The following is a 26,194-nucleotide window of genomic DNA, read 5'->3' as shown; positions in this document are numbered from 1 at the left end:
TCTCACCCCGGGAATTTATCTTTTTCCCGGGCTACCGCGCCGAAGATCCAGCGAGTACCCCCCCCCGGGATTGTCGCAAGCGTTACGCGGTGTGGCCGATCCTCGAGTTTATCTTCTCCCTGATACGGGAGTCGATCTCGTTTCCTATCTCGCGCGACCTCCTGGCGGCCGCCTCTATGACTTTCATCAGCGTGGCTTTCACGCCCCCTGACTCCAGAACCATTAGCCCCCTGATTGTCGTACCGGCTGGCGTGGTCACATCGTCTCTCAGCATGGCCGGGTGCTGGTAGAACCCGTTCTTGAGGAGGATCGCCGTCCCCTCCAAGACGTCGAGGACAGCCTTGTAGCTTAACTCGCGGGGCATCCCGGCCGCTACGGCGCCCATGGCGAGCGCGTCCAGCACCTCGGCTATAAAGGCTGGCCCGCTTCCTGCTAGTCCTGTCCAGACGTCTAGGTACTCTTCGGGGACCCAGTAAACCTGGCCGAAAAGCCCTAGGAACTCTTCCACAGTTCTGCTAGCATCGTCGTAGAGGTTTTCGCTCACAGCGGTCGAGGACTTCCCGACGTAGGCGTTGAGGTTGGGCATCGCGCGGAAGACCTTCGCGCCGTGTAGCGCGGCTCTAAGCGTTGCAAGCTTAACGCCCGCCATGAGCGACACAACGATCTTCCCCTTCCAGCTCTCCTGCTTAACCTCAGAGAGTAGCTGTGGGAAGTGGTACGGCTTGACTGCTATAACCACTAGCTCGCTCCTCCTCACAGCTTCGTCGTTGTCGCGCGTTGCCACAGCGCCCAGGGACTCCGCCCCTCTAAGCGTTTCCACACGCCTGCCGGTGGCGTAGACCCTGATGCCAGTCTTCTGGAGGATCTGTCTAACGAAAGCACCGCCTATCTTGCCAGCCCCCAGAATGGCGACAGAGCTTAAACCCTCTAAGGTCACAGGGCGCGTCAACAGGTTAGAGATGAAAAGCTTTTCGCTATACGCGCTGAAACATTTTCATCGACGCATCGGAACCCGTGCCGATGACTTCTAACAGGAAGTTGCAGTACCCGTCTCGGTCCCTGTACATGAAGTTCTCGGGGTACGCGAGCTTTAGCCCCGCGGAGTGCTCCAAGAACCCCTTGAATAGCCCCGGGAACGGGCAGAGAGGTCCCGGCAGTTCGAGCCCTCCGACACCCTTTGGGCAAAACCTGCATAGCTTCGACTTAACGCGTAAACGTAGAATGCTCCCGTTTTTCTCCACGTCGAAGTCTTTCGAGACTTCGAGCGCTTCTGCGAGGAACTTTACGGCGCCCTCCAGGTTTCTAGGCGTGTCCTCGTCGAGCATTTCCGCAATTTTCGCACCAGTTTTCTCCGTAGCGGCTCTGAGTATCCCGAAGTTCAGGACGCCGTTCTCCCTAAACTCTGCGAGCATTGATGCAACGAAGACATGTACAGGCCGCAAACCCCTTACTCTAGCTTCTTCGCGTATCGTCATTAGATTCACATATTGTAATAACCGCTATTAATAAATAACTTTCTCTAGAGGATCTTCTTCAATACGTTGAAGTTACTCGGCGAGATTCCCAGCCCAGGCTTCGGGGAAGCTCTTCTTCTGTCACCAATAGGCTCAGAGCCTCCCGTGAACACGGGGTCGGCGCTCAGTATGTCGCAGTCCAAGTCGTAGAACAGCACGTTGGAGAATGCCTGGGCGAGGTAAGCGGTAGCCGTGATGCCAAGCCTAGACTCGGAGAAGCATCCGACCATGTTCTTCAGCCCGGCCGCCTCGCTTACCATGATTATCCTGATTGCGCCCGTAATCCCCCTGCTTTTCATCAGCTTGATGTTTATGATGTCGGCCGCCTCCTTCTTGGCTACCAGCAGCGCGTCGCGCGCCGTCTTCACGGACTCGTCTACAGCTATGGGTATCGGGCTTTCCCTCCTCAAGGCCCTAAGGCCTTCTATGTCGTCGTGTCTGAGCGGTTGCTCCACGAGTTCAACGCCGTAGTCGGCTATCCTCTCTATCACCCGTACGGCGTCCTCGCGCGTCCACCCCTCGTTCGCGTCCACTCTTATCGTCGCGTCTCCAACGACGTCCCGCACAGCCTTAACTCTTAGAACGTCCTCCTCCGGGTTCTCGCCCAGCTTGAGCTTGAATATCCGGAACCCCTTCTCAGCGTAGCGCAGAGCCCTCTCCGCCATCTCCTCCGGCCGCATGATCCCTATCGTGATGTCCGTCCTCACCTCCTCCCTGAAGCCCCCGAGAAGCCTCCACAGAGGCCTGCCCTCCGACTTCGCGTAGAGGTCCAGGAGAGCCATGTTAACAGCGGCCTTTATCGACGGGGTAGCGTTGAGCTCCTCGGTGAACCTGTGAATCTTCTCCAAAGAGTCGTACTCCGCCCTCTTGATTGCGTCGACGCTCGCTCTCAGAGACTCCAGCGCGTCCTCGAAGCTCTCTCCGAGAACCCTCCTCGACTGGCAAGCCTCGCCCCAACCCTCTAGATCTCCGTCCCTCAAGCGGAGAACTATGGAGCGCTGGGTGTGATAGGTCGCGGCAGAAATCCTTAAGGGCTCCCTAAGCGGGACTTCGCACACCCAAGCTTCTATGTCCACGCTCTTTAACTCCTAGAGCGAGCGATAAAAGCATTTCTTCTTACAAACGTAGTTAGCCCGTAGCGCGGGTAAAAACGCGAGATAAGGGTATACCTCGCCGCGCCCCCGAGTTTTTACCGATGAACATAGCGGACTACGTCGACTACATGAGGGGTTACGTAGAGCGCGCGCCGGCGTCGAGGAGGGGCGACCTGGCGAGGGCGATGTTCTCCAGGGTCGTGGCGTTCTTGGGGCAAAACCCCGGCTTCGTCCTCCGCTCGGTGAGGGACCCCTACCTCAAAGCCTACCTTTTATCCGAAGTGCCGGCTTACCTGCCGATGCTGTGGGAGGAAAGCCTTCGAGAAGTCGAGAGGATGCTCCCCGCCCTCTCGGCCACGAAAAAGGTCTTCGTGTACTCAAGGCTGAGCGAAACTGCAAAAGAGCTTAACAAGAGCTACTCCGAGTATCTGGGCGCAGCGCTAGCGCTACTCGATAGAGGGAGCTGGAGGGCCCGCTCGAGGATGGTTATAAGCCTGGTGAACCTCGGGCGGGTGGAGGAGGCCATAGAGCTTTCCCGCTACCTACCGGCCTCTCGGCGGGCACTAGCGCTCGCCGAAGCATCAGCGTTGAACCCGATGCAAGAAGCCGTCTGGCGCGAAGCAGTCGAGTCGGTAAAGAAGGTTAGGGACTGGTCGAGGAGGGTCGTAGCCCTGTCTAGGTTGCTGAAAGCGGGCGCTTTCCAGGACGGGTACGGCTCGCTACTGGTAGCCGAGGGTGTAGCGAGGATGTTCTCAGAGTTGAGGAGCGAGGCAGACGTGTACCTTGCACTGCTGGTAGCCAGGAACCTGGCCGAGGCGGGCTTCCTGAGTTACGCCGAAAGGCTTTGGTTCGCCTCGAGGCAGTTTCTCCGCAAGCACCCCCTAGTGGATCTAGACGTGGAGGAACTAGCGGTGGAAGTGGCCCTTTACTTGGAAGGGCTAGACGCGGCGGTCGAAGCCGCCTCTTCCAGCACTGAGTACAGCTGGTACCTCCTGCCGGCCCTCTTTAACTACGCGGTATCCTCGGGTTTCTTCAGCCAAAGCTGGGCAGCGCGCATACGCAACGGTAGTGGCGCGCGAGTACTCCCGGCTGGGCGTGGCGCTCGCTGATCAATGCGCGAGAAAAAGTAAATAAGCCTCGACAGGGGTATGATGGGTATGTACCTGAGGATTATCTTCGGAGGTTCGAGGGAGATACCTGTCTACGTCTCCGATCCTTCCTACCACGATGCCCTCAGAAAGGCCTTGCCCATAGAGTCGACCGCTGAGCTCTGGAAGGAGGAGGTCTACTTCTCAACAAACCTGGATCTGCGGGGACCAACCTCCTCCAGGGTTCCTTCCGGGACCTTCGCGTACTGGCCCCCGGGGAAGGCTCTCTGCCTCTTCGCCTGGGTCAGTCAACCCTACGGAGCAGTAATACCACTCGGCTGGCTCCTTGGGCCCAAGCATTACGTCCTCCTGCTCGACAAGGAAAGTAGCGTGCGAGTTGAGGAATCCCGCTTGGAGGAGTACCCGGAGAGGGTCCAGGCGGCCGTCAGGATTCTGAGGGAGGCGGGCTTCCTCGCCGCGCCGCGCACCTGGAACGGCGTGCTCAGCATTACGGGTGCGTCCGTGAAGCGCGATACGCGCGTCGGCTTCGAGGTCTTCGTCGAGGAGCACGGCTATATAATCGAGAGCGACCCAGTGTTCAAGAGAGACTTTTCACCGCTTGACGAGGCGTTACAACTTCGGATAAAGGCGCACCTAGTGAAGAGCCGCGTCGATGTAAACGAGGAGGGCTACGTGATACTCTCGGACTACGCGCCGACGGTTCAGGACCTGGTCGAGAGGATTAGCCGCGTGGTCTCCGAGTACCAGAAAGTTATCGACGTAATGTCGCTGGTGGGCTAAGTGAAGAAGGTTCTCTGGGCCCTGGACATCCCGGCCTTCAGGGAGGCCGTGAGGCTCCTAGAGGAGTCCTTAAAGGACCAGGTCCAGGTGGTAGGAGTAGGGCCTCTCTACTCCGCGGATGAAGTGCTGAAGCTGATCAGAGAGCTCGAAGCCGACGAGGTGGTCACGGCGATAGAGGATCCCTGCGAGATGAACAAACTACTTTCGAGCGGAGTACAGCCACTGGTCATGATAACGGAGGATGTCGCCGAGTGCGGATCTCGGGAAGAGTGCCTCGAGTACGAGTCTAAGGGCTACCTGTTGCTGGAGAAGGAGGACGGCGTTAAAGTCGTCGCGCTGAAGGAATTCCTAAGGGTTGTCGACATAATGTTCCAGCTCGTCGAGCCGTCTGAGGTACACGTCCACGACGAAGAGGAGTAGCCTAGAGGCAGGTTTACGGTCTTCGTCCGCGGCGCGTGTCCCGGGAAATTTTTACAACTTTTCCTGGAAGACTTTTGGAATAAGTTGCAAGTTTTTCAGGTTTTACCGAGAAAACGATTTTAAAAACTCGCGAAAACGTTGAACGATAACCATGGAGCAGAAAACCCTCACTTTGTTGAGGGACTACGGCGTAAAGCCTCTCCACGAGCTTTCCCAGGAGGAGCTCGAAGTTAAAAGGTCTATCGCCCGGATAACGACGTATACGTTGAGCTTCCTCTCCAGGTACCTAGTCGAGCGGGGCTTCGACTGGGTGCTACCGGTAGTGTTTTCCAAGTCGACAGACCCGTTATGGCCCGACCCTGACTTCAGCATTGAGAAGAGGATCGAGGTCGAGATATACGGGGAGACAGTTAGGTCGACGCAGAGTATGATCGTCCACAAGCAAGTCCTCGTATCGCTTCTCTCCCCCAAGATCTTCGTATTCTCTCCCAACGTCAGGATCGAGACTAGGAAAAGGGCTTCTACGGGTATACATGCCTACGAATTCACGCAGCTAGACTTCGAGGTTAGAGGGGCTTCCTCCTCCTACATACGTAGCCTCGTCGAAGACATGCTGAAGAGCTACGTCTCGTCGCTGAAGAGGGAGATGGAGCACGAGCTCAGCTTCCTGGGGTCGGAGCTACCGGAGATAATGACGCCCTTCAAGGTCGTCGATTCGAAGGAACTGGAGGAGGAGTACGGCAAAGAGTGGCAGACGAGCCTGAGGAGCACTTTAAAGGAGCCCGTGTGGGTGGTCAACATTCCCAGGGAGTTCTACGACTTCGAGGATCCCGAGACGGGGAGGTGGGACAACTACGACCTCTACGTTCCGAGGGTCGGGGAGATACTGTCGGGGGCTCGCAGGGAGTACGAATATGAGAAGATACTTTCGAAGATGAAGCGTGACGGCGTACGTCCGGAGAACTACAGGGTTCTACTAGACCTGGCAAGGGAGGGTAGACTGTTGCCGAGTGCCGGCGCGGGTATAGGCGTTGAGAGGCTTCTGCTCTGGGTTACAGGCGTAAGGCACATAGGGATCGTGCAACCCTTCCCGAGAATCCCCGGAATAGTCTTTGATCTCTGATCTTTTCACAAGCTCTGCAAAGCTAGCCCGGCGCTCACGGCGAGAGTTCCGAGCAAAAGTTTCCCACCGGTTTTTTCGCCTAGGAAGATCCTGGAGAGGAGCACCGTCAGGACGGGGGTCGAGGAGATGAAAATGCTCGACCTGGAAGCCCCTATAAAGCTTATGGAATTCATGAAGAGAAGTGGCCCCACGCCTATCCCTAGGATCCCTCCGAGGGCGAGCAGGTGGACCCGTACCTGCCTGAAGACCTCGGAGGAGTTCTTCAGTATCAGCGGGAGAGTTGCGATTACGAGCATGGATAGCCTCGAGATGTTTACCTCGACAGCGTTACCCCACCTCAATGCTAGCCCCATCAGCGTTGCTCCGGCGCCCCAGGAGACGCTCGCGGAGAGACCCGCGAGTGCGCCAACGAGCGCTTGCTTTCCAAGCGAGAAGTTTTCAGAGTACACGAGAGCGACTCCAAGCACTATGAGTAGCGAGGACACGGCGTCTCTGAGCGTCAGCTCTTCCCCCAGGATGAAGTGCGAGAACAGGGCTGTGAAGACCGAGAACGTGTACGCTACTGGGTACACGACCCCAAGCGGGGCGCGCTGGAGACCGTAGAGGAAGGAGGAGTCTCCGAGGATGAACGAGCCGAGCATCGACAGGAAGACCGCCAGGTAGAATACGGGTGGCTTCGAGAAGTCTACGCGGTAGAAAAAGCCTACGACCAATAGAAGCGCGAGTGCGAACATTCCGCGTAACCCACTGAGAACTATCGGGTTTACCTGCGAGCCCCTAACGCCGGCTCTGTAGAAGATGGCTGCCCCGGAAAACGACAGCGCCGCAACAAGCGCGAATACCTCTCCCAGCACGGAAGACCGGTAATTGTTGTCAAGATAAAAACCTTTTTTCGCGTGCAACTACTTCTTGGCGAGGAAGGGGTCTACGTTCGTTCTCCTTAGGATGGCGAGAGCTACCAGTGTGAACAGCGAAGCTACGGGTCCCCACAGGATCAGCCCGTAGGTGTACTCGGAGCCAGGCACCTGCGGCAAGCTCATTAGGAACCCCGTGACTAGGTAGGCCAGCGACTCGAACACGTTGATAGGTATCCCCTCGAACCCCGTGAAGAGACCCGCCCGCTTTTCCCCGGTCTGCACCTCGTACCAGTGCGCGAGGTCAGCTAGCACTGCGTAGGGGAATAGGACGTACGCTGAGACGGCGACAGCGCCGAGGGCTACCAGCACGTAGCCTAGGAGCACCCTGAAAACACCGGGGTCGACGAAGTGGGGGAGCGGGGTCATGAGTAGCGTAGCTCCCAGCAACGTCATTGAAAGCGTGAGCGCCCTCCCCTTTCCCGCCCTCTTGCCCAGCCTACCCCATAGCGGGAACGCGCCGGCTACGAAGACGACGAGTATAACGCCGAACGATGCCGAGGCAAGCGAGTGTTCTACCCCGATCACCTTCTCTATGTACGCGATTATCGTTATTGTAAGCATTTGAACGCTGGAGGACATCAGTCCTCGAACAGCCATCCACTTCATGTACTCCCTGTACCTGAACACGGTTAGAAGGTCTTTGAGGGACGGTCTCGTGGGCTCCGCTCTCCTCTCAACAGGTAGCAGGACTACCGGTGGCGTAAAGAGCGCTACGAGAACCAAAGCGTACGCACCTACTAGCGGCATTAGAAGGCCACGTGCTACCAGCATCTTTGCGAGGAACCCCGTAACCGTGCTGACGATGTTCCCGAGTATATTAGCCACGTTCTGTAGCATCGAAATGTCTATCCTCTCGGAGGGCTCGGATATCTCCGGTAGCCACGCCTGGAAGGGTGTCAAAAGCCACGCGTAGAAGAAGTGGAACATGGAGCTTGTAGCGGCGCCCCACAGGAACAAGGCTTCCTGTGTAGCTCCCTGAAGGAAATATATAGGGGTGAAGTGAAGGAACCCTGAGAAAGCCAGGAGGGGCGCCCCAGTAGCTATGAAGGGCTTACGCCGCCCCCACCGGGTCCATATGGAGTCGCTGAGATACCCTACCAGCAGGCTTGCAACCATAATGGTTATCTTACCTATCGCGCCCATGTAGCCGGACAGCAAGGGGTCGAGCCGGAAGACCTGCCAGTAGATGTAGAAGCTCGCAAAGTCGTAGAGCCCCATGAATATTGTGGATCCAAAACGTGCAAAGCCGTACGCTACTCTCTGCTTTCTCGTTAACACGAATAAAAAATGTTTTCGAAAATTTATCTTTTTTTACTGAACTTTAACCTGCTTCCTCCCCTCCCAGACTCCGTGCAGGTTGCAGTACTCCAACGCGTAGATCACTCCGCTTTTCTTCAGTACCAGCTTCAGCGTGACTTCGGGTTCTACGAGCTCAGGCTCTAGGTGTATTCGCGACAGCATTACCGGGTTGAACGGCCTCCCTTCCTCCTCGAAGTATACCTCGATCCACCGAATAGAGTGTTGCAGGGTGTTCGGGTGGGGTCCAACGTATATCTTTACGTAGAAGGGTTCCCCGGCTTTCACGGAGTCCGGCGCCTCTATCCTGGGTGTGTGCGTCTCAACTTTCGAAATGGCTTCTCCGCTCGCTGTCTCCGGAGTATATATTAGGTCTCCGAATTTCTTAGGCATGCTTATCGAATTCTATTGGTTCGCCAAGGTAAAAATGCTTTTCGTAGCGCGTTGCTCTGCTTGTGAGTGTTAGATGTTTATATTTTCCGATTTATAGTGCTCGTGAGGATCTATGCCTTCGCTGTCCAAAGGAGTACTTCTAGCGGCGGGTCTGGGTACGCGACTGGTTCCGTATAGCAAGGAGATGCCCAAAGAGATGCTCCCTGTATTCTTCGGCGTTAACAACTCGGTGTACCTCAAGCCCGTTATTCAGGCCGTCTTCGAGCAGTTCTACGAAGCCGGGATAAGGGAGTTTTGCTTCGTCGTTGGACGCGGGAAGAGGGTGATCGAGGATCACTTCACGCCGGACTGGGACTTCGTAGAGTACCTGGAGAAAACTGGCAAGAACGACTACGCGGAGTTGCTGAGGGACTTCTACGAGAAGGTGGAGAAGTCCTACATCACGTGGGTGAATCAGCCGGTGCCCCGCGGGACTGGGCACGCGGTGTACATGGCTAAAGGCTTCGTCGGGGATGACTACTTCATGGCGGCGGCTACCGACAACCTTTTCCTTGGAGAGAACATACCGAGGAGGTTGCTGGAATACTTCGATAGGCTGAGGTCCCCCATGCTCGCAGTGAAGAGGGTTAGGGATCCGCGGAGGTACGGGGTAGTCATCGGAAGCAGGGTGGACACGTCTATCTACAGGGTTGAAGGCATAGTCGAGAAGCCGCGCGAACCCCTCTCGTACCTCGCGAACACGTCGCTCTACATCTTCCCCCCGGAGATATTCAGGGCCATAGAGCAGACGACGCCAAGCCCTAGAGGAGAGCTCGAGGTGACGGACTCCATCCAGATACTCATCAGGAGTGGCTACCAGTTCTACGCGTACGAGGCTGAAGCGGACTGGATCGACATTGGAACCTGGGAAACCTTCCTGAGAGCCGCCCTAGTTTCACTTAAACACGCGTTGGGCGCGGACAAGCTGTCGGAGATTCTAAGCGAGCTGGGGATCGGCGCCGGCAAGCCCTGAGAGAGGGGATCCGCGTGTCGAACACCGAGAAGGCTTTAGCGAGAGTTCTGCTAGTCCTAGAAGCGCTTCTCGGAGGCTTCTACGTCGCGGTTACCCGCGGCCTGTTCGTCCCGATGATGGCTTACAGTGGCTACAGCCTTGAAAACATGGCACTAGTCTTCCTGCCGACGTCCATTAGCGGGGCGGCCTTATCGTGGGGTCTCTACAAGTACCCTGAGGAGGCTACGCGGAGGTTCAAGGTCCTGTCCCTGGCCACCCACATAGCCGAGAGGTTCGTATGGCTCACGTTGCCCTTCTTCCTGGAGAAGCCCATAGTGGTAGCGTTCCTGTACATGCTTGGGAACGCTGTCTCCGCCGTTGTCAGCATATTCCTGGGATCCCTGATATACTCGTACTTCGGCGACGTGGGGGAAGTTATGAAGGTCTCTGTGTGGAGGTCCGCGGCGGGCACGGCGGCTTCCCTTCTAGGCGCCATCTACATGACCGCGGTCTCCGCGGTTCTACCGGCGCCTCAGAGCTACTACGTCTCCTATGTGACGGCATTCGTAGTTGGCCTGGGTAGCTCGGTCGCGTTGCTACTCGTACCCGCCTACCCTAAGCAGATAGTGGAAACGGGAGGAAGGGCCTCCGAGGAGGTTCTGATACGCGGTAGCCAGGCATTCCTCGTCCTGACCTTCATGCTGGCAGGGAGCAACCTGGTAGGTCTCTCCTGGGCACCCCTCCTCAAGGACATGGGAGCCCCTCTCTACGTGAGCCTCGCACTCAGCATTACAGGTAACATCGGCGGAGTGATCGGCTCCCTGGTGATAAAGGGCTACAAAGCATATGTAGCCGGGCTCGTAGCCAACACCGTCTTAACAGCCGTGATACCGTTTCTACCCCTGCCGGGCATGCACGTAGGGCTATCGTTTTTCACGTCGTTAACGTTCATGGCTGCAAACCTCCTCGCAATGCAGATCTTCGCTGAGATAAACTCGCACATGGGGCGCGTGCGCGCAAGCGCCTACATGACCGCGGGGAACTACCTGGGCCTTCTCGTAGCATCGCTCGTTGCGCTAACGCTGGCGAGAAGCCCCTTCCTCGGGCTCCTCCTAGCCGCGGCCTTGAAGCTGGTCGCAACAGTCTTGGCTCTCGTGGCGATTCCGGAGACGGCGATAGTACCTGAGAGAAAGGCCTACGAGTTTAGCAGAATGATATACTCGATAAGCTTGGTGGGCTATGTCTTCACGGTGCAGGCCTCCAGGGAGTTCGTTAGGACGTTTATCGAGACCCTGGCGCTGGTAGCCCTCCTCCTCTTGCTGTACACTATTTATAGGTTCGAGGCACTCTTTATCGGTGGCTGAAAATGCCCGAGTGGGACGTGGTACAGCTCTTCCAGCAGGTCGTAATCGAGATAGCAGCGCTGGCACCCAAGGTAGGCCTGGCTACGCTCATACTTTTCGTTACGCTCCTCGTAGTAAAGCTCGTCAATAAGAGCATAAGGTGGCTGGTGAGCGTCGCCAGGCTGGACGAGTACTTGAGGAAAAGCCTCCCCGAGGGCACCAGGATACCTCTGAGCACGCTACTCGTGCTCGTCGCGGACGCGGGTATCTTAACCTCCTCTGCCGCGCTCGTGGTCAGAGTCTTCGTGCCGGAGTACTCTCAGGCCTACCGCGAGGCACTATCCTACATATCCAGGATTGGAAGCGTGGCTGTTCTCTCGCTGTTCTCGTTCGTCGTGATAGACGCGCTAGTGAAGTCGATGCGTATGGAGAGGAAGACGGAGAGGTTCTTCGTCATGATGAGCCTGCTCGTCGTAACACTGCTCATAGTCGACCTCGCCTCTCTGAGCAACGAGATAAAACTGGCGTTGGCCCTTGGAATAGCCATAGGGATAGGCTTCCTGGTGGGAGCGTTTGCGGCTTGGGCGTTCTTCGGCGAATACCTCGACGCGCTCGTACGCGTGAGGACTGGGCAACCGGGCTTGGAAAGAGAGAAGAACCTACCGGAGGACACGGAGGACTAGGGTGGTCTCCCTGCTTGCAAGCATCATAGTCCTCCTACTCATCGCCGTACCCCTACTCCTCTTGCTACTCTACGAGCTGGTTATCTTCGCGGCGGCTTACCTGAGGAGGGAGGACGCCCCACCGGTGGGGGGCGAGGCACCCCAGTCGCTGGAAGTAGTCATGCCCGTATACTCCGAGCCGCTGGACCTCGTGGCAAGCGTGTCCAAGAGGGACTTCGAAGCCTTTTCGCGCGCCCCCTGCTTCGCGCGTCTAACGATACTCTCGGACGACAGCGCGGAGTACGTGGAGGCGCTGAGCCGGCTCGTGAGTGACGCGCCGGGAGTAGCCGTGTGGCGGAGGAGGGAGCGCAGAGGCGGGAGGACTGGCGCCCTAGACGACTACTTTGCCTCCTCCTCGAGTAGCCACCTAATGATACTCGATGCGGACGCCGTGGTGGATCCGTGCGTTGCCGAGAAGCTCTGCCGCAACACGCTAAGCGACGGCGCGCTGGTTGTCCCGTGGGAGGGGTACTACGCCTACAGGACAAGGCTCGCGGAGGCCGTCAAGTTCTTCACGGATCTAGGGACGGAGGTCCTCTACGAGCTGAGATCGAGGGCTGGCTTTTACGTATTTCCGCTCGGCTCTGGGACGGTTTACCCTCGGAAGGTAGTCCTGGACGTCGGCGGGTGGGGCGACGGCATCGTGCAGGACGACATATGGATGGGGGTGAAGCTCGCGCTGGGAGGGTACAGGACACGCCTGCTCAGCGGTTCACGCTTGAAAGTCCTGGTGCCGTCGACCCTAGGAGCGTTCAAGAAACAGCAGAGGCGCTGGTCGTACGGCACGAGCGACGTCCTTAGGAGGTCGTTTCTACGCGTACTCAAGCACGGAGGGCTACCGCTACACGTGCGGCTAGAAATGCTGGCCTACATGTCCCTACCGGCGCTGACTATTCCGCCGGCGCTAGCCGTCGCAGTGCTACCGTTTCTAGGGTTGCTCGAGCCGCGGGTGGGCTTAGGGGGTCTCCTCACGGCTTTGTCCCTCGCGCTTGCACCGTTCGTTGTCGTCGTACCGCTGTATCTCTACCTCTACTCGAAGCTCGTCAGGGTAGGGTCGAGCTTAAAGGAGAGCCTGGTGAACCTGGGTAGATTCGCGGCTATAATCGCTACGCTTGTCCCCGTCCTCGCACTCGCGTCCGTAAGGGGGTTGCTCGGGCTTAGCTATTCCTTCGAGGTCACGCCGAAGGGAAAGAAGGAGGCCGCCGAGAAAAAGGAGGCTCTTCCGGTTTACCTATCCGCGTGGTTCTCCGCGTCTCTGGCTGTGGGTATAGTGATGCAGAACTCGGTGCAAGTCCTCCTGTCCCTCCTGTTCCTCGCCTCCTCCGCCTGGGCCTACTTCAGGGCGGACGGACCTATGCCCGAGCTTCAAGGAAGGATCACGGCGACAGGCGGCGGCCACATGTAGAGTACCACGATGCTCGGTATGACGAGCCTGTTGCCGGCGCCGGAGTAAGTTCCGAGTAGCAGGTCGAGGAGCGTTGGGGTCCTCGGCTTGAGCTCGACTACCTCAGCGGTCTCCGGTAGGTTGGCTAGCGCCCGCGTGTAGTTAACAGCCTCCTGGTAGGTGCACACCTTGTCTATCAGGCCAGCCTGCAACGCCTTGTCGGGCGTGAAAGGTCTCCCGCTGAAAACCTCGCTGCTCACGTTGCCCCTGTGTTCGAGAACCCTGCCCTTGAACAGCCCGAAGTAGTAGTTCACCATCTCCTCCAAGACCTTGGCGTCCTCCTCGGTCATCGGCCTGTAGGGGGATCCTACGTCCTTCAGCTCTCCCGACTTGAAGGTATACACGGTGACTCCTATCTTTCCGAGGAGGTTCCCGACGTTAAGGACAGTCACTATCACGCCGACGGAGCCCACTTCGCTGGTAGGGCTCGCGAGTATCGCGCGGGACGGGAGGGCAGCCATGTACGCCCCGCTCGCGAGTAGCCCCTTTGCGTAGGAGACTACAACCTTCTTCTGGGAAAGCTCTTTGACCGCCTGGTAGAGCTCGTCCGAGGCTGTAACTGTTCCCCCGGGGCTGTCGAAGACGAGTAGTACGGCTTTGGCCATCGGGTCCTCCTCGGCCTGCTTTACGAGCTTTATGTACTCCTCTACGCCCGGCGTGGCGCCGAATATAGAGCTGGAGGCGTAGTCTATGGTTCCCTTTATCGTTATCTGCGCGATATAGGGTGTCAGCCTGGTCTGCGTTGCTCCCTGGCGGAGCAACACCAGGACGGCTCCGAGAATGACTACGGCTACTATCAGCAGGAGCGGGAGCCTTCTCCGAAGGACTTCTTTAAGGCCTGACATAGCTTAATTTATACCAATGAGTTAAATAAGCCTAACGGGATATTTTCCTTGAGCGTAGTATGGTAAAACACTACGACGTGATAGTATTCGGTACAGGCTCGGCTATGAACATTGTATCGGAGCTCATAAACGAGGGAAAAAGGCTGAGGTTCGCCGTAATAGAGAACAACATGGTCGGAGGAATCTGCTTAACGAGGGGCTGTATCCCCTCCAAGATGCTACTGGAAGTCGCCAGGAACATTAGGCGCATAAAGGAAGCCGAGAAGTTCGGCATCCAGGTAAGCCTGGCGGGGGTTGACTTCACAGGAGTCATGGAGCGCGTGTGGAGGAGGATATACGCCGAGAGCAAGGAGATAGAGCACTCGCTGAAACACCACCCGCTGATAGACCTCTACCAAGTTGACGGCACGTTTGTCGGAGACTACACAGTGGACGTTGGGGGCAGGGAGATAGAGGGGGACACGATACTCCTCTGCACGGGGTCTAGGCCCCACGTAGTCAAGGCTCCAGGAGTAGAGGAGGTTAAGTACTACACGAACGACAACTTCTTCAGGGAGTTGCGGAAGCTCCCGAGGAGAACGGTCGTTATAGGCGGAGGGTTCGTGGGGCTGGAGCTGGGCTTCTTCCTGGCGATGATGGGTAGCCAGGTCACCGTACTGCAGAGGAGGGAGAGGATCCTCCCCGAGGAGGAGCCCGAGATCTCGGAGCTCCTGGCGAGGGATCTTTCAAGGTACATGGACATCAGAACGCTCCACGAGGTGGTGGAGTTTCGCAGGAGCGGGGAGAGGCAGATAGTGGTAGCTGAGAATAAGGCTACTGGGGATAACGTGGAGTTCGAAGCTGACGCCATACTAATGGCCGCCGGCAGGGAGTCCTACAGCGACATAACAAGGCCCGAGAAGACCGGCGTGAAGACGGACGAGAAGGGGTGGATATTGGTCGACGAATATCTCAGGACGACTAAGGACGGTGTATGGGCTTTCGGAGACGCGACGGGCAAGATGATGTTCAAGCACAAGGCTAACTACGAAAGCGTGATAGTGTACAGGAACGCCTTCAGGGGGGAGAACGTAAAGGCGAGGTACCACGCGGTTCCCCACGCTGTCTTCACAGAGCCGGAAGTCGCGAGCGTAGGGCTTAAAGAGGAGGAGGCGGCGAAGAAGTACGACATACTCGTAGGCATCGCCGGCTACGAGGAGACAGCGAAGGGAGAGGCTATGATGCTTCACGACTACTTCGTGAAGGTGATACTAGACAGGGATACGTTCAGAATCCTGGGAGCCCACATAATAGGCCCAGAAGCATCCATACTGATACAGGAAATAGTGAACCTGATGTACGCCGGCGACGGGACGGCGGAGCCTATATACGAAGGCATGCACATACACCCCGCCCTCTCAGAGGTCGTGGAGAGGGCCTTCTTCCACCTACACGAGCCCGGAGAGTGGAGAAGACACGCTCACCACTGACTTGACGTAGGTATGCAGGATCCCGTTCGTTCTCTAAAAATTTTTAAACTAGTCCATCCCCTATTTCCGCGTGGAGAGGAAGTTACTGTACTCGATTACCTCACTGTACGTAGCGTACTTCCTGGTGTACGTCCACAGGACGATGACGGGAGTAGTCCAGGAGGAGCTTGGAGGGATAGCCAGCGCTCACGGCCTCCCGCCGGCAGCCTTCACATCGATCGTTGCCGCCGCCTACTTCTACACGTACGCGGCTATGCAACTTCCAGCCGGAATTCTGGCGGACGCTCTCGGGGCGAAGAGGTACGTGGGAACCAGCATGCTCCTGCTCGGCCTGGGATCAGCGTTAGCTTCAACGTGCGACCCGACGCTGATTCTAGTGGGTAGGCTCGTGATAGGGGTCGGCGCGGCTTCCGTGTGGGTTTCCCTCCAGCGCGTCATAGGCGTGTACGCCGAGAAAAACGTCGGAGCAACGCTCACAGGGCTTGCCCTCGCGGTGGGAAACCTGGGAGCCCTTTTTGCCACTGCGCCTCTCAGGGAGGCCGTAGACGCTGTGGGGCTCCGGGCGGTTTTCCTGTACCTCGCCGTCGCCGCCTTTATCTTAAGCGTCGCGGCTTTCCTGGGGATAAACGACCCCGGGATATCCCGCGGCTCCTTGAAGAGGGGGCTCGCGGAGACGCTCAGGCAGTTGAAGGTGGTCGCTAGATCCCGGCATTCAATCGCTTTAGCGCTAGCCTTCGCGGGCACTTACTCGGCTGTGCTGGCGTTCCAGTCGCTCTGGGCGTCGATCTACGTGTCTAGGTACTTCCCGGAGTACAGGCGGGAAACCCCACTCCTCCTACTGCTCCTGGCGCTAGCCTTCCTAGTATCCGTACCCCTAGTCGGCTACGTCAGCGACGCCGTGCTGAAAAAGAGGAAGCCCGTCCTGCTCGCCGGGATAGTTCTACACTTCTTAGCGTGGGTCGGCCTACTGGTGGCTAGCAGGCTAAGCCTAGGTCTCGCGGAGCTCGAAGCCATTTTCCTGCTACTCGGCGTGGTGGCGGCAACCCACATGGTGATACCTCCCCTCTCCCGCGAGGCGTACAGCCCGGAGTTCTCGGGGACGACGCTGGCGTTCGTAAACATGGTCGGCTTCGTGGCGATAGCCGTTTACCAGTCGATAGGAGCCGTCGTAGGAGACCCGAGCATACCGCTAGTGGTCTTCGCGCTCGTATCGCTCGCGGCCCTACTCCTATCCGGGAGCGTGAGGGAAACTCTCAGCTAGTTTTCCCACCACTTGCTACTTTGCGAACGCTTACACCGCACACCGGGCAATCGGGCCTTCTCTCTACTTTCACGACGTCGAAGGTGTTTCTCACCCCGTCGTAGAACAGGAGCCGCCCCACCATGGGCTCCCCGTAGCCGGTTAGTATCTTGATGACCTCCAGCGCTTCAAGCGACCCTATAACGCCGGGGGTCGGGCCTGCCACCGGGAAGGGTCTCTCCTCGGGCGGTTCCCGGGGGAGGATACACCTCAGGCAGGGCCCTTCGAAGGGCTTTACAACCGTTAACTGCCCATAGAGCCCCCTTACGGCTCCGTGCACGAGCGGCTTTCCGAGCTTCACGCAGGCCTCGTTAAGCAGGAACCTCGTGGACCAGTTGTCGAGGCAGTCTACTACGACGTCGGCATCCTCCACGAGTTTTAAGGCGTCCTCGAGGCTCCTAATTTTCTGCTTAAGTGTTACTACCTCTACGTGTGGGTTTAGCTTTTCGAGCTTTTCCTTCGCGCTTTCAACCTTTGCCTTTCCAAGGTCACTCGTCCAGTGGAGTATTTGCCTGTTCAGGTTGCTCAGCTCAACGTCTTCTGCGTCAACGATTATGAGCTTTCCAACCCCGGCGGCTACCAGGTAGAACGCTACGGGCGACCCCAGCCCACCTGCTCCCACCACCAGGACGGTCGAGGACTTGAGCTTCTTCTGCGCCTCGACGCCCCAAACCCTGATCTGCCTGTCGTACCTTTCGAGCTCCTCCGGGGAGAGATCCTTCAACGGCACCACCCGCCGGGTACAGGCTAGAAGACGGAGACCTGCCTGCCACCGTCTACCGGTATCATTGCTCCGTTGATGTACGACGCGTAGTCGCTGGCCAGGAACGCCACTAGGTAGCCGATCTCCTCGGGGTAGCCGAGCCTTCCGGCAGGTATGTCTCTAGCGAGCTGCCTGTACGCCTCGTCGAGGGATACACCCTGCCTGCGGGCAATATCTGCGGCAAGCTCCTCGACCCTAGAGGTCTTAATCGTACCAGGCATTATGCCGTTCACCGTAATCCCATACCTGCCCACCTCTCGCGCAAGGGTTCTCACGAGCCCCGCAATAGCTATGCGCATAACGTTACTCAGCGCCAGGTTCGGCATCGGCTCCTTTATCGCCAGGCTGGACAAGTAGATTAGGCGCCCCCACCTCTTCTCCACCATCCCGGGCAGAATGCTCCTAGTTATGTATACCGCCGGGTAGACGAGGAGCCTGTAGGCGGAGTCCCAGTCGTCCATGGAGAGCTCCAGGAAGGATCCAGGCCTAGGACCCCCAGTCGAGTAGAAGAACACGTCCGGAACACCTATGCCGAGCACCTCTTTAACCATCCTCTCCAGGTCTTCCCTGCGCGTCAAGTCCGCCTGAACAGTGAACACGTCGACCGGGCTTTCACTCAGGATCGCGCTTCTAGCCTTCTCAAGCCCCTCCGCGCTCCTCGAAACCAGTATGACGTCGCTACCGCAGCGGGCGAGCACCCTCGCCACCCCAAAGCCTATGCCCCTAGAAGAAGCGGTCGTTAGCGACAGCTTCCCGGAGAGGTCTATCTTCAGCGCCATCGCCCTTTTTGGGCTTGTGCAACCTTATATGTATGCTGGGCATATTGTGCGCGACGTTTATATGGCGGTGGGATAGTGAGGTTCGTGTGCGGGCAGTCGCGGTCATAGGATTCAAGGGTTCTGGGAAGACGACCGTCGCTAGCTACATCGTGGGCGAGTTGAAGAGGAGGGGGCTACGCGTAGCCGCGGTGAAGCACGCCCACGGGGGGATAAGCGTTAACGACGAGGACTCGGGAAGGTTGTTCGGCGCCGGTGCTGACAGGGTGATAGCCGTCTCGGACGACGTGGTGGAGGAGTATAGGAGGTCGAGGGCTAGCCTCTGGGAGGTGATCTCGCAGCTGAGGGGGTTCGACTTCGCCGTGTTCGAAGGCTTCAAGTCGGAGTTCCCGGGCGTGAGGCTCGCCGTTGCGAGGAACGTGGAGGAAGCTAGGGAGCTCCTGACGCCCCTGACTGTGGCGATCACGGGGCGAGTGGCGAAGGAGGATCACTCCGGGCTCCCGGTACCCGTCTTCGACCTGGAGAGTGAGGGTGAACGGCTCGTAGACTTCCTGCTTGAAAAGGCGTTCGAGCCTCTACCGGGGCTAAACTGCGGCTTTTGTCGCTACGGGAGTTGCGTGGCCCTCGCGGAGGCCGTTGCCCGAGGCGAGGCGGGGCACGGCGAGTGCACAGTGCTCAGCTCTAAGGTGAAGTTGCTGGTCGACGGGAAGCCCGTAGAGCTTAACCCGTTCGTGCAGGACGTCTTCAGGAACGTGGTGTTCGCGCTTGTAGGAAGCCTTAAAGGCGTGGGTAGCTCACCGTCGCGTGTAGAGTTGAGGGTCGAGAGGTGAGCGCCCTTGAAGGTCGCGACGACCCTCGTTGGGAGCTTCCCACTCGACTACTCGCGCGAGAACATCGCAAGGGCCCTGAAGGACCAGGTCGATATAGGTATAACTTACCCCGTTCTACCGCAACTCAGAGACTTCGTCTACATGTTCATAGAGCCGCTCGTCAAGAAGGGCGTCGTCGTTAGGGAGGGGCTTGGCTACAGGCTTCGGGGCGATGTATCCTCGGTTGAGCCCGAGACCCCCGAGGACATGTCCTACGCGGCGGACGTCGCGGAAGACCTAGGCGCGAGGTATAGGCTGGCGTTCACGGGACCCTTCACTGTGGCGTCACGCATAACCCCCGAGGGAGGGCGTATAGGGGACATCAGGACCTCGTTGCTGGCAGACAGGGAGGGCTTCCAAGCAGTGCTCGAGTATGTCGTGGAGACCGCGAGGGAGGTTGCCAGCACTCTCAACCCGTTCATTGTCTGCGTCGACGAGCCTGTACTCTCGGTGATTGTGGGGTCTAAGAGCGTGATGTTCGGCTACACCGCGGAGGAGATAACGCGCGCACTGGACTCCGTCCTGGCGAGGTTCAGGAGCCCCATGAGGGGTGTACACGTCTGTAGCCGCCTCCCGCCCCTCCTCAAGACTGTACTGCTGCAACTGTCCAATGCGAACTTCCTCGACCACGAGCACAGCGATATCCCCGAGAACAGGGCGTACTACCAGGCGTCGGAGCTGAGGGAGTCCGGGAAGGTTCTCGGATACGGCGTTGTATCCTCGAGGAATACCTCGGTGGAGCGCCTAGAGGACGTGGTAGCGCTGGCGAGGGACGCCCTCGAGAGGTACGGCGAGAGCCTTGCATTCATAAAGCCGGACTGCGGGTTCGGCGGGATGAAGGGGTACCTTCAGGGCAGAGAGTACGAGGAAATAGTCTTGAAAAAGCTGAGGGTACTCGTCGAGGCGAGCAGGGGTCTCGAAGAGGGATGACCTGGAGGCTCGTAAGACTCCCCGAACCCTCCGAGTGCAGGGTGATCAGAAGGGAGAACAGGTTCGTCGTGCTCGTAGAGGTGGAGGGCCGGGCCTACCGCGCCCACATAAACAACACCGGGAGGCTTCTAGAGTTCCTGGTCCCTGGGCGCAGGGCTTTCTGCCTCAGAAGGGAGCGCTCCAAGACGGCTTACAGGCTATTCGCGGTCGAGGACGCCGGGTCAGCCGCCCTGATAGACACCGCCCTGCAGATGAACGCCCTTGAAAGTCTCTTCGAGCAGGGTATCGAGCCGTGGAGCGGGTGCAGCGTGAAGGCTAGGGCTCCGCGGCTTGGCTCGTCCAGGCTAGACTACCTGCTGGTGTGCAACGGAGAGGAGGTCTTCGTCGAGGTTAAGAGCGCGGTGCTGAGGGAGGATTCCTACGCGATGTACCCCGACTGCCCGACTCTGAGAGGGAGGAGGCAGATCTCCGAGCTGATAAGACTGGCGGAGGGCGGCGGCAAGGCTATGATAATTTTCGTCGCGGCGTTGCCGGGCGTAAAGGCGTTCAAGCCGTACGGGGAGGGGGACCCCGAGGTAGCGGTCCTGCTCGGAGAGGCTAAGAAAAAGGGAGTCGTGCTGAGAGCTGTCGCCCTCCACTACGACCCGTCCCAGTCAGAAATAGTTCTCGACGACCCGGATCTACCCGTCGTGGTGCCCTGACGCGCCTTCCCCGGTTACCTCCCTGATTAGGCGCACGTATTCGAGCTTGACTTTCTCCATGTACTCCGGACTTAGGAGCCCGTGGGGGGTCGGCGTCTCGAAGATCCTCCTCGGGAAGGAGACGTCCTCTGGCCTGAAGCCCTCCCTGAGCTTCAGCCTGTACTTCTCCCTGTAGATCTTTCTGCCCAGGCTGTAAAGGTCGTCTACGCTCATCTCTATCCCCAGAGGCTTCAACGCCTCGGAGACCACTTCGGGTTTGTACACCTTCCTGGCGAATAGGCAGACGACTAAGCTCGTCAGGACTTGGCGCCAGGACTCCTCCTCGTAGAGCCTCCTAACGAGCTCGCCGGGCTCCGGGGTCCTCCCTATAGTCTCCTGGTCCAGGTCGTAGCCCGCGCTGTCGAGGTGGCTGTGCCTAGCCCCGAACGCGAAGTTAGCGTACGCGGCGGGGCCCGTGTGGTACCCGGCCATCTCGTTTCCGCCGAAGGAGAGGGCGAAGTCTTCTCCACCCCACTTCCTGGCCGCGTACAAGGCACCCCTAGCGAGGTCCCTGTACAGCTCGGTCGGTTGCTCGACGATGTACTGAACGGCCTTCATGTACGCGTTGTAGTCGCCCCATCGTAGCTTCACCCCAGCGAGGTCTTTCTCGCTGATTATCCCCCTGCTGAGCGCCTCAGTGGCCCATGCGAGCACGACTCCCGTGGTCATAGCGTCTAGGCCGTATGAGTCCACGAGGTCTATAAGCCTCAACACGTCTCTGGCTTCGCCGGCGCCGAGCATCGAGCCGAGCGCGTATATCGGCTCGTAGTCGTACCCGATGAACGTGGTCTTGTAGAAGTACGGCTCCTCCTCGTACGGCTCCCTCACCACGGCTAAGTGTATGCACGCAACCGGGCAGTGTGCGCACGAGACCCTCCTCCCAAGGTAGTTCGTCGCGATGTACTCTCCGGAGATCGCGTCAGCCGAGTCTATGCTCGCCTTCTGGAGGTTCAGGGAGGGTAGAGCTCCGAGGGCGTTCAGAACCCTAACGTTTATAGGTGTCCCTATCTCGTGGTACTTCTTCATGAGGGGACTGTCTACTATCAGCTTGAAGATCTTGTCGTAGACTTCCCTGTAGGCCTTTCTGTCCACCACCCTTACGGAGCCTTTCCCGCTCACAACTAGTGCTTTCAGCTTTTTGCTTCCGAAGACGGCGCCCAGCCCCAGCCTGCCGAAGTGCCTGTAAGTCTCCGTGATCACGTTCGCGTAGCTGATCATCCTTTCCCCGGCTCTACCTATGCGCATTATCGTCCTTACTCCGGACCCGGGCTCTACCTCGCGCAGAATCCGCCCAACCGTGTGGCTACTAGTCATGCCCCATATGGCTCTCGCATCCCTGAAGTACACCTTGTCCCCGTGAACCGACACCCACACGGGCAGGTCGCTCGCCCCTTTGATCACTATGGCGCCGTACCCAGCGAGCCTTATCGCCACCGCGCTCCTACCGCCCGCGTGGCTCTCGCCGAGGTTACCCGTGTGCGGGCTCTTAAACATCGCAACTGTTTTTGAGGCCGTCGGGTACAGCGCGTTGAAAGGCCCCACCGCGAACACGATGACGTTCTCCGGCCCCAACGGGTCAACGTTCCTGGGGAGCTCCTCCTCGAGGAGCTTCGTGGCGACGCCGGTCCCGCCTAGGTACTCTTCGAAGAGGTCCAGCCTGTCCTCCACCCAGTATCTCTTCGAGGAAAGGTCTATGTAGAGCACCTTCCTAGGTATAGGCTCCGACATCCCGCCTCACCTCGAAAGGGATAAAACGCCGTACGGGCAGTAGTTGACGCAGTAGCCACAGTGAACGCATATTATGGGCTTCATGCTCTCGTAGTCCCACTGCACGGCCCCTATGGGGCAAGCCCTCGCGCAGTTACCGCATCCCACGCACTTACTCGGGTTTAACACGACTCCCCCTCCCTCCCTCCTAACCAGGGCGTTCGTAGGGCATACAGCCGCGCAGGGAGGGTTCTCACAAGCCCTGCACACGACGACCTTAAACCCTCTCTCCACGCCCCCTATGCTCGAAACGTGTATCGCGGACTTCGCGAGCCCACCCTCGCCAAACCTCCTCGAGCATGCGAACATGCAGGACATGCATCCCACGCACTTATCCACGTCTACTATTACCAGCCTAGGCACACCTTACCAACAGTTCACTTAATAAAAAACCCTTATTGTGTACAGAAAATTATTCCGCGCCACGACGCTCGCGCACAAAGACCAAGGTAAGTGCCGTGCACAATACTCACGCACTGCATGCTCAGGTTTTTATATCTCTCCTGCAAATCCTAACATGCTATGAGCTTTACTGGGCCCCCTTCCCAGGGGGTTTTCACGAAGATAGACCCCCTAGGCTTAAACGACACCGTTTCTGTTGCCGCTGAACGCATGTGGAGGTTTGAGCTCCCCGCAGTGCCCGTGGTCGACGGGGAGGGGAGGTACGCGGGGATAGTGTCTATCTTTTCGCTTTTGAGGACAAGGTACCAAGCGGGCACGAAGCTTGGGAGTGTCCTCGAAAAGGCGCCCGTGGTGGAGCCGTCCCTCCCCTTGACAGAGGTAGCGAGGATGCTCGTCAAGACGGGGCAACCCGGGCTAGCAGTAGTGGAGGGTGGAAGGGTCGTGGGGATAGTCTCGGCGAGAAGGTTGCTCGCAGGTATGGGTCTCTCTTCGAGGGTTACCGCGAGGCATATTGCCTACAGGCTCGACCCACTGGCCCCCAGCGATCCCTTGGAGAAGGCTAGGAAGCTCATCGTGGACCTGGGCTTGAGGCTCGTACCGGTAGCCGAGGACGGGAAGGCCGTGGGGGTGGTCAGAGTCTACGATCTAGTGAACTTCGTGTACAATACTCCCCTGAGGCGTGAGAGGCTGGGCGAGGTGAAGGGCGAGACCTCCTACTTCCTCGAACAGCCGGTCGCGAAAATAGCTACAGCGAACTTTAGGACGGTTCACGTAGACGGCTACCCCTCGGTGGAAGACATAGCCGAGGGGTCTGTCGTCGTCGACTCCTCCGGGAAGGTCTACGGGATCATATCGCCCTACCTGCTACTGAGGAGGCTTCTGCCCGCGATCGAGGAAGCAAAGGTCCCTCTAAGGGTAGAAGGGGTGGACGAGCTGGACTTCATCCAGAGGAACCTCATATACAGGAAGAGCCTGGATATAGCTTCGGAGGTCTCGAGGAGGGCTAGGTTACTCGAAATGAGCGTAGTGCTAAAGTCTAGGGAGAAGTCGGGGAACAGGAGGAGGTACGACGCGATAGTATCCATCAAGCTCGACGTCGACAGCTATAGCGCGAGGTCCTCTGGGTGGGACGCTGTCGAGACAGTGTACGAAGCGCTAGACTCGGCGTACAAGGTTTTCTCGAAGTCGAAGGAAAAGAAGAGGGAGAAGAGGATCTCGCTAGCAAGGCTCAGGAAGATCCTGGAGTAAACTTTTTCTGAATAACCACTTTTTACGGGTTGCGTGATGAAGTCTCGGGGTTCGTAGCGATTGGTGAGCTACAACTCCGTCGCTGACCGCACGGTTCCCCCTTCTCCTGCATGATGTGCGAAACGTTTATCGGGAAACCCCAAGGTGGACTATTGTGGTTAGGGTTTTTCGCAACAGGGAGGACGCCGGGAAGCAACTGGCCGAGAAGCTCCTCGCGGAGGGGGTAGGCGGTCCCGACGTGAAGGTTCTAGGCATTCCCAGGGGAGGGGTTGTGGTCGCTAAATCCGTGAGCGAGGCTCTGGGCGTACAGCTGGATGTCGTTGTCTCGAGGAAGCTCAGAGCGCCCGGGAACCCCGAGCTAGGCATAGGCGCCGTCGCCGAGCTAGACGCGGTCTACATCAACAGGGAGATAGTCGATGCTTTAGGCATCGGCGAGGACTACATAAGGAGCGAGGTAGAGTACCAGAGAAGGGTCGTTGCCAGCTACGTCGAGAAGTTCCGCGGAACCGCCCTCGACCTGAGAGGCTTCACGGCGGTAGTCGTAGACGATGGGGTGGCCACCGGTGCAACGGTGATCGCTGCCAGCATTGCCGCCAGGAAGGCGGGAGCCGAGAAGGTGGTAGTAGCTACGCCCGTTATCGCCCGGGACGTGCTGGGCGTCGTGTCCAGGTACGCGGACAAGGTTGTCGCCGTCACGGTTCCGCTCATTCTCTACGCGGTGGGCGAGTTCTACCGAGACTTCTCCGAGGTAACGGACAGCGACGTCCTAAGGGCGCTGGGGAGGTCTCCGGAGAGGAGGGGCGGCTAGACCACCACTCTCTTCGTCGAGGCTTTCCGCATCCTGTTCATGATGGTTAGCCCCAGCCCCCTCTCGTCGACCCCCTCCGCGACGATTACGTCCACGCCTAGTGAGTCCATCTCCCTAAAGGACGAGTACAGCCTCCTAGCTATGCCGAAGGGGTCTCTCCGAGACCCGAGGCTCAGGACGACAGCACCCAGCCCCGAGTAGTGCTCCCGGGTCTCGTCCGTGCAGAGCACGCCGACTCTTAACCCCCTGCCAGCGTTCTCCGCAACCAGCCTCTTAACCCTGTCTACCAACTTGGATAGGTCCGAGTAGTCCTTCAGCTCGACGAGCACCAGCTGGGCCCTCGGGGAGTAGTGGCGGTACCTCGTGCCGGGCGCGAGAGCCCTTTCAGCCTCGCCAAGCCCCCGCGCGAAGGCCGGCACGCACACCTTGCCTAGAACCTTTTCGACCTCCTCTAATGGCACCGCCCCGGGGCGCAGGAGAACAGGGGGGTCGGCGGTGAGGTCTATCACCGTGCTTTCAACGCCGTACAGTGTCTCCCCGGCGTCGAGCACGCCGTCTATCTCGTCGCCTAGATCGGCTAGAACGTGCTGGGCTGTGGTCGGCGAAGGTCTCCCGGATAGGTTCGCGCTGGGAGCCGCGATAGGGTCTCCGACAGCCTCTATCAGCCTCAGCGCGACGTTGTGCGCCGGCATCCGGACGGCAACCTTCTCGAGGCCCCCGGTAACCTCGTAGGGAACCCTGCTCGTCTTCGGGAGGACCACTGTCAGGGGTCCGGGCCAGAACTTCTCTGCGAGCCTGTGCACAGCCTCGGGGACCTCGGATGCCAGCGTGTATATTTGCGAAAAGCTCGAAATGTGCAGTATGAGCGGGTTGTCGGGGGGCCTCCTCTTAACCTTGAACACCCTGATAACCGCGTCACGCATATGGTACACGGCGCCAAGCCCGTACACGGTCTCCGTGGGGAAGGCTACCACGCCCCCCTTCCTGAGTATGGACGCCGCCTCCTCGATGCTCTTAGCATCAGGCTCCGAGGGATCCACTCGCCAAACCTTAGCCTTCACGTTCCTCCCCGACGCGCGAAAAACGCATCTCCCCAAAGTGTAAAAACCTTGTGCTAAGAATTTGGCAGTC

The 26,194-nt window shown here is 58.4% G+C and carries 27 protein-coding genes; 15 read left to right on the top strand and 12 right to left on the bottom strand.

All coding sequences use genetic code 11. The features are described from left to right. Positions 1-82: 82 nt before the first annotated feature. Genes proC through TPEN_RS09360 form a run of 3 tightly spaced genes read right to left on the bottom strand, consistent with a single transcriptional unit; the run spans position 83 to position 2,590 of the window. The gene (gene proC, locus TPEN_RS09370; protein ID WP_011753499.1) at positions 83-937 is read right to left on the bottom strand and encodes a pyrroline-5-carboxylate reductase; all 855 of its coding nucleotides are present in this window, start codon (positions 935-937) and stop codon (positions 83-85) included. Positions 938-974: 37 nt separating this feature from the next. After that, on the bottom strand, positions 975-1,475 hold the full coding sequence (locus TPEN_RS09365) for a hypothetical protein (protein ID WP_011753498.1): 501 nt from the start codon (positions 1,473-1,475) through the stop codon (positions 975-977). Positions 1,476-1,519: 44 nt separating this feature from the next. After that, a complete protein-coding gene (locus TPEN_RS09360) occupies positions 1,520-2,590 on the bottom strand; it encodes a dipeptide epimerase (protein WP_011753497.1) in 1,071 nt (356 codons plus the stop codon). 119 nt (positions 2,591-2,709) lie between these two features. Here TPEN_RS09360 and TPEN_RS09355 point away from each other — a divergent pair, with 119 nt between their 5' ends. The 4 genes from TPEN_RS09355 to TPEN_RS09340 all read left to right on the top strand — a co-directional run bounded on the left by TPEN_RS09355 (position 2,710) and on the right by TPEN_RS09340 (position 6,040). After that, positions 2,710-3,717, top strand: a complete 1,008-nt coding sequence (locus TPEN_RS09355; protein ID WP_011753496.1) for a hypothetical protein — start codon at positions 2,710-2,712, stop codon at positions 3,715-3,717. Between the two features lie 39 nt (positions 3,718-3,756). Further along, positions 3,757-4,497, top strand: coding sequence for a cyclophilin-like fold protein (locus tag TPEN_RS09350; RefSeq protein ID WP_148678060.1), 741 nt, complete (start codon positions 3,757-3,759; stop codon positions 4,495-4,497). Further along, on the top strand, positions 4,498-4,917 hold the full coding sequence (locus TPEN_RS09345) for a hypothetical protein (RefSeq protein WP_011753494.1): 420 nt from the start codon (positions 4,498-4,500) through the stop codon (positions 4,915-4,917). A gap of 151 nt (positions 4,918-5,068) precedes the next feature. Continuing rightward, positions 5,069-6,040 (top strand): asparagine synthetase A, encoded by a 972-nt coding sequence (locus TPEN_RS09340; protein WP_011753493.1) that lies wholly within the window; start codon positions 5,069-5,071, stop codon positions 6,038-6,040. A 5-nt stretch (positions 6,041-6,045) separates the two neighbouring features. Here TPEN_RS09340 and TPEN_RS09335 read toward each other — a convergent pair whose 3' ends face one another. From TPEN_RS09335 to TPEN_RS09325, 3 genes are read right to left on the bottom strand one after another with little or no spacing between them, the layout of a single operon-like run. Continuing rightward, a complete protein-coding gene (locus TPEN_RS09335; protein WP_052885353.1) occupies positions 6,046-6,894 on the bottom strand; it encodes a DMT family transporter in 849 nt (282 codons plus the stop codon). Between the two features lie 48 nt (positions 6,895-6,942). Next, complete coding sequence (locus TPEN_RS09330) at positions 6,943-8,235, bottom strand: MFS transporter (RefSeq protein WP_011753491.1); 1,293 nt, start codon at positions 8,233-8,235, stop codon at positions 6,943-6,945. 33 nt (positions 8,236-8,268) lie between these two features. Continuing rightward, a complete protein-coding gene (locus TPEN_RS09325) occupies positions 8,269-8,646 on the bottom strand; it encodes a class II SORL domain-containing protein (protein WP_011753490.1) in 378 nt (125 codons plus the stop codon). A 112-nt stretch (positions 8,647-8,758) separates the two neighbouring features. Between TPEN_RS09325 and TPEN_RS09320 the strand changes: the two genes are divergently transcribed. The 4 genes from TPEN_RS09320 to TPEN_RS09305 are packed head-to-tail and all read left to right on the top strand — an operon-like array spanning position 8,759 to position 13,107. Beyond that, positions 8,759-9,658, top strand: a complete 900-nt coding sequence (locus TPEN_RS09320; RefSeq protein WP_011753489.1) for a UTP--glucose-1-phosphate uridylyltransferase — start codon at positions 8,759-8,761, stop codon at positions 9,656-9,658. A gap of 14 nt (positions 9,659-9,672) precedes the next feature. Then, positions 9,673-11,001: a hypothetical protein gene (locus TPEN_RS09315; protein ID WP_011753488.1), complete on the top strand. Its 1,329-nt coding sequence runs from the start codon at positions 9,673-9,675 to the stop codon at positions 10,999-11,001. Between the two features lie 2 nt (positions 11,002-11,003). Further along, on the top strand, positions 11,004-11,663 hold the full coding sequence (locus TPEN_RS09310; RefSeq protein ID WP_011753487.1) for a hypothetical protein: 660 nt from the start codon (positions 11,004-11,006) through the stop codon (positions 11,661-11,663). A 1-nt stretch (position 11,664) separates the two neighbouring features. Then, complete coding sequence (locus TPEN_RS09305; RefSeq protein WP_011753486.1) at positions 11,665-13,107, top strand: glycosyltransferase family 2 protein; 1,443 nt, start codon at positions 11,665-11,667, stop codon at positions 13,105-13,107. On the opposite strand, the gene sppA is transcribed toward TPEN_RS09305, so the two are convergent. Next, a complete protein-coding gene (gene sppA / locus TPEN_RS09300; RefSeq protein ID WP_011753485.1) occupies positions 13,068-13,991 on the bottom strand; it encodes a signal peptide peptidase SppA in 924 nt (307 codons plus the stop codon). The genes TPEN_RS09305 and sppA overlap by 40 nt on opposite strands. Positions 13,992-14,050: 59 nt before the next feature. Between sppA and TPEN_RS09295 the strand changes: the two genes are divergently transcribed. Further along, positions 14,051-15,460 (top strand): dihydrolipoyl dehydrogenase, encoded by a 1,410-nt coding sequence (locus TPEN_RS09295; RefSeq protein ID WP_011753484.1) that lies wholly within the window; start codon positions 14,051-14,053, stop codon positions 15,458-15,460. A 70-nt stretch (positions 15,461-15,530) separates the two neighbouring features. Beyond that, positions 15,531-16,721, top strand: a complete 1,191-nt coding sequence (locus TPEN_RS09290; RefSeq protein ID WP_011753483.1) for an MFS transporter — start codon at positions 15,531-15,533, stop codon at positions 16,719-16,721. Here TPEN_RS09290 and TPEN_RS09285 read toward each other — a convergent pair. Both TPEN_RS09285 and TPEN_RS09280 read right to left on the bottom strand, forming a co-directional pair. Next, a complete protein-coding gene (locus TPEN_RS09285; RefSeq protein WP_425358390.1) occupies positions 16,714-17,490 on the bottom strand; it encodes a HesA/MoeB/ThiF family protein in 777 nt (258 codons plus the stop codon). The genes TPEN_RS09290 and TPEN_RS09285 overlap by 8 nt on opposite strands. Before the next feature lie 17 nt (positions 17,491-17,507). Next, the gene (locus TPEN_RS09280) at positions 17,508-18,302 is read right to left on the bottom strand and encodes an SDR family oxidoreductase (RefSeq protein WP_011753481.1); all 795 of its coding nucleotides are present in this window, start codon (positions 18,300-18,302) and stop codon (positions 17,508-17,510) included. 86 nt (positions 18,303-18,388) lie between these two features. On the opposite strand from TPEN_RS09280, the gene mobB reads away from it, so the two are divergent. From mobB to sfsA, 3 genes are read left to right on the top strand one after another with little or no spacing between them, the layout of a single operon-like run. Next, positions 18,389-19,129, top strand: a complete 741-nt coding sequence (gene mobB / locus TPEN_RS09275) for a molybdopterin-guanine dinucleotide biosynthesis protein B (RefSeq protein WP_011753480.1) — start codon at positions 18,389-18,391, stop codon at positions 19,127-19,129. 6 nt (positions 19,130-19,135) lie between these two features. Further along, complete coding sequence (locus tag TPEN_RS09270; RefSeq protein ID WP_011753479.1) at positions 19,136-20,098, top strand: uroporphyrinogen decarboxylase/cobalamine-independent methonine synthase family protein; 963 nt, start codon at positions 19,136-19,138, stop codon at positions 20,096-20,098. Continuing rightward, positions 20,095-20,799, top strand: a complete 705-nt coding sequence (sfsA, locus tag TPEN_RS09265; protein WP_011753478.1) for a DNA/RNA nuclease SfsA — start codon at positions 20,095-20,097, stop codon at positions 20,797-20,799. Before TPEN_RS09270 ends, sfsA begins: the two co-directional genes overlap by 4 nt. On the opposite strand, the gene TPEN_RS09260 is transcribed toward sfsA, so the two are convergent. After that, entirely contained in the window at positions 20,779-22,566 is a 1,788-nt protein-coding gene (locus TPEN_RS09260; RefSeq protein WP_011753477.1) for an aldehyde ferredoxin oxidoreductase family protein, read from the bottom strand. The two genes, sfsA and TPEN_RS09260, sit on opposite strands and share 21 nt — an antisense overlap. A 6-nt stretch (positions 22,567-22,572) precedes the next feature. Beyond that, positions 22,573-22,968: a 4Fe-4S dicluster domain-containing protein gene (locus TPEN_RS09255; RefSeq protein WP_011753476.1), complete on the bottom strand. Its 396-nt coding sequence runs from the start codon at positions 22,966-22,968 to the stop codon at positions 22,573-22,575. Between the two features lie 159 nt (positions 22,969-23,127). Here TPEN_RS09255 and TPEN_RS09250 point away from each other — a divergent pair, with 159 nt between their 5' ends. Both TPEN_RS09250 and TPEN_RS09245 read left to right on the top strand, forming a co-directional pair. Further along, complete coding sequence (locus TPEN_RS09250) at positions 23,128-24,255, top strand: CBS domain-containing protein (RefSeq protein WP_011753475.1); 1,128 nt, start codon at positions 23,128-23,130, stop codon at positions 24,253-24,255. 154 nt (positions 24,256-24,409) lie between these two features. Further along, positions 24,410-25,063 (top strand): phosphoribosyltransferase, encoded by a 654-nt coding sequence (locus TPEN_RS09245; RefSeq protein ID WP_011753474.1) that lies wholly within the window; start codon positions 24,410-24,412, stop codon positions 25,061-25,063. On the opposite strand, the gene TPEN_RS09240 is transcribed toward TPEN_RS09245, so the two are convergent. Continuing rightward, positions 25,060-26,124 carry an L-threonylcarbamoyladenylate synthase gene (locus TPEN_RS09240; protein ID WP_148678057.1) on the bottom strand — a complete coding sequence of 355 codons (1,065 nt, stop codon included), beginning with the start codon at positions 26,122-26,124 and terminating at the stop codon, positions 25,060-25,062. The genes TPEN_RS09245 and TPEN_RS09240 overlap by 4 nt on opposite strands. Positions 26,125-26,194 lie beyond the last annotated feature (70 nt).

This window comes from Thermofilum pendens Hrk 5 (assembly GCF_000015225.1).
GTDB classification, from domain to species: Archaea; Thermoproteota; Thermoprotei; order Thermofilales; family Thermofilaceae; genus Thermofilum; species Thermofilum pendens.
Note: the sequence above shows the minus strand (reverse complement) of the source record. Positions and strands in the feature narration are given on the sequence as shown.